This window comes from Parasutterella excrementihominis YIT 11859 (assembly GCF_000205025.1).
GTDB classification, from domain to species: domain Bacteria; phylum Pseudomonadota; class Gammaproteobacteria; order Burkholderiales; family Burkholderiaceae_F; genus Parasutterella; species Parasutterella excrementihominis.
In genome coordinates this window covers 1-2,554 of sequence record NZ_GL883723.1, presented here as the reverse complement: position 1 = coordinate 2,554, position 2,554 = coordinate 1, and the positions used below count along the sequence as shown (strand labels likewise).

The window sequence follows — 2,554 nt, the reverse complement described above, 5'->3', positions numbered from 1 at the left end:
ACTTCGCAGCTGCGATTTACTAAATATATTTTTATCCGAATCTGTCTCTTTAAATTTCCATTTCAAGCTCTGGAGTTGAGTAATGTCTACTATGGATGTTGTTACCTTCCGACCGCCTCAAGGCTGTCGCGGAGAAGACGGTCCCGCGTTTCAGGGAAATTTCCGCAAAGGCGAACTTCGCGGAATTATCCACATTAACAAAGACAACTGCGTCGGCTGCGACACATGCCGCAAGTTCTGCCCGGTTGATGCTATTTCCGGCGGTTTAGGCGCCATTCACAAAATTCGCGACGATGCATGCGTCAGCTGCGGTCAGTGCTTAAGCGCCTGCCCGTTCGGCGCCATCGAACAGATGAGCTTCGTAGACGACGTCATCGCTGCTCTTAAAGATCCGAAGAAATTCGTGGTCGCTCATCCCTCTCCTGCAGTCCGTGTTGCATTGGCTGAAGAATTCGGCGGCAAACCCGGCGATCTCTGCACCGACCAGATGCTCAACGCCTTGGAAAAGGCCGGTTTCACTGTTTACGACGTGAACCAGACTGCCGACCAGACGATTCTGGAAGAAGGCACGGAATTCATTAAGAAGGTTCGCTACTGGTGCCTGGGCGAAAGAAGCCCTGAAGTCAACATGATGGCTCACCACCCGCTGCCTCACTTCACCAGTTGCTGCCCCGGCTGGGTCAGAAATATGGAAATTAACTTCGCTTCTGCGATTCCCCATGTTTCCACGACAAAGAGCCCGATTCAGATGGGCGGTGCTTTAGGCAAGACTTGGGCTGCCAAGCACGTTTGGAACAAGGATCCGCGCGATGTCTGCATCGTTTCTATTACTCCTTGTACCGCTAAGATTTTCGAAGCCAGCCGTCCTGAATTCATCGACGCCTGGAAGTGGAACGTTGAACACAACGTTATTCCGAAAGACTCTCCTGTCTTCCCGGATATCGATTACAGCCTCACAACTCGTGACATCGCTGAAGTCTTCCGCCGTCTCGGTATCGATCCGCTCAAGATGCCTACTACGCACGAAGTTAAACCGACCGAAAAATACACCGGTGCTGGCACGATCTTCGGCTGCTCCGGCGGCGTGATGGAAGCAGCTCTCCGTACGGCCTACGCACTTCTGGCCGGCGAAGAACTGAAGAACCCGGACATCATCAGCGTCCGCGGTCTGAACAACTCTTTAGTTGAAGCTACTGTGCCTATTCCTTTGAAGGCTCAGGGCGGCAAGATTTTCGAACTTCGCGTTGCTGTCGTTAACGGCGCCCTTCAGGATCTGAAGAATGTCATGAAGATCATCAACGAAGACAAGGATCGCTGGCACTTCATCGAAGTGATGAACTGCCCGGGCGGCTGCGTCAACGGCGGCGGTCAGCCTCTGCAGGGCGCCGGTTCTTCCTGGCTTGCCCCGACAACTCCGCTTCCTGTCAAACTCTAACAAGGTAGGAATTAGAAATGAGTAAATATCAATATACCGAACGCGACGTTCCTGCCATGTTGGGCCGCCGCGGCTTCCTGAAAGTCATCGGTCTCTGCGCTGTTTTAGTTGCCGGCGCCGGTGCTGTGATCACTCAGCTGATCACTTCCCGCAATAAGGTTATTCTCGACAGACAGAACGGTCTGTATGCAGATGACAAGCGTCTGCAGAAGATCAATCTGACTTCTTCTCACCAGAACGACGTTTGCTGGCAGGTCTACAAGGACATGAACGGCAAACCTGTCGAAGGCGAGATGTACAAGCTTAACCACACCCACTACTATCCCCGCTCTCAGCTGGCTATGACGGAGGCAGAACATGTCTAATCCCGAAATGAAAGGCGCAAGAATTCTGCGCTTCCACACTTCCGACAAAGTTTTCCACTCCATCAACGCAATTTGCTGGTACGCCTTGGTCATCACCGGTGCCATCGTTTATTTCGGCCATTGGATGGGCGATATTTCCGATGAAACCGCTAACCTCATGATGGTTTGGCACCTCTGGCTGGGTGCTCTCTTCACCCTTAACTTCGTGGGCTATGTTCTCTTCGCTCCCGAACGTTTTGCCGTGACCCTCAAGAACCTTCTTGAGTGGGACAAAAACACCATTATGTGGTTCAGAAACTTCGGCGGCTATCCGCGTCGTTTCTTCAAGATTCCTTTCGGACCGGTTGAAGTTCCGCCGCAGGGTCGTTACAACGGCGGCCAGAAGATGAGCTATCTCATCTTCCTCGCAGCTGTCGTTTATCTGATCGCTTCCGGCTGGCTGCTTTGGTTGGGTGCTCCCCTCCTTGGCAAGACCGTCTTCTACTGGCTCTTCATCACTCACGTTTGGGGAAGCTTCATTGTGACCGCTATGGTTACATGCGCTCATATTCCTCTGGCTCTCCTGTCCATGGAACACTTCAAGGGCATTTGGAGAATCGGATCCGGCGACATCTCTTATGAGGCCGCTGAGCACCATGCTCCGACTTGGGTCAAACGTGACGTCGTCAAAGTTGTTGAAAAATAATCTTTGACCGTTAAATAAAAAGAGGGGGCTTCGGCTCCCTTTTTTGGTGTGCTCGGCATGAGCATTCTC

At 52.2% G+C, this 2,554-nt stretch carries 3 protein-coding genes; all 3 read left to right on the top strand.

The window, feature by feature from the left end; genetic code table 11:
* Positions 1–82: 82 nt before the first annotated feature.
* Genes HMPREF9439_RS07825 through HMPREF9439_RS07815 form a run of 3 tightly spaced genes read left to right on the top strand, consistent with a single transcriptional unit; the run spans position 83 to position 2,485 of the window.
* Complete coding sequence (locus HMPREF9439_RS07825; RefSeq protein WP_008810231.1) at positions 83–1,435, top strand: [Fe-Fe] hydrogenase large subunit C-terminal domain-containing protein; 1,353 nt, start codon at positions 83–85, stop codon at positions 1,433–1,435.
* A gap of 17 nt (positions 1,436–1,452) precedes the next feature.
* Complete coding sequence (locus HMPREF9439_RS07820) at positions 1,453–1,800, top strand: iron hydrogenase small subunit (protein ID WP_008810230.1); 348 nt, start codon at positions 1,453–1,455, stop codon at positions 1,798–1,800.
* Positions 1,793–2,485 carry a cytochrome b/b6 domain-containing protein gene (locus tag HMPREF9439_RS07815; RefSeq protein ID WP_008810229.1) on the top strand — a complete coding sequence of 231 codons (693 nt, stop codon included), beginning with the start codon at positions 1,793–1,795 and terminating at the stop codon, positions 2,483–2,485. The genes HMPREF9439_RS07820 and HMPREF9439_RS07815 overlap by 8 nt, the downstream gene beginning before the upstream one ends.
* Positions 2,486–2,554 lie beyond the last annotated feature (69 nt).

Bases quoted from the DNA above. Each gene is read 5' to 3' on its own strand.
- HMPREF9439_RS07825 (WP_008810231.1), top strand. From the start codon at position 83: ATGTCTACTATGGATGTTGTTACCTTCCGACCGCCTCAAGGCTGTCGC.
- HMPREF9439_RS07820 (WP_008810230.1), top strand. From the start codon at position 1,453: ATGAGTAAATATCAATATACCGAACGCGACGTTCCTGCCATGTTGGGC.
- HMPREF9439_RS07815 (WP_008810229.1), top strand. From the start codon at position 1,793: ATGTCTAATCCCGAAATGAAAGGCGCAAGAATTCTGCGCTTCCACACT.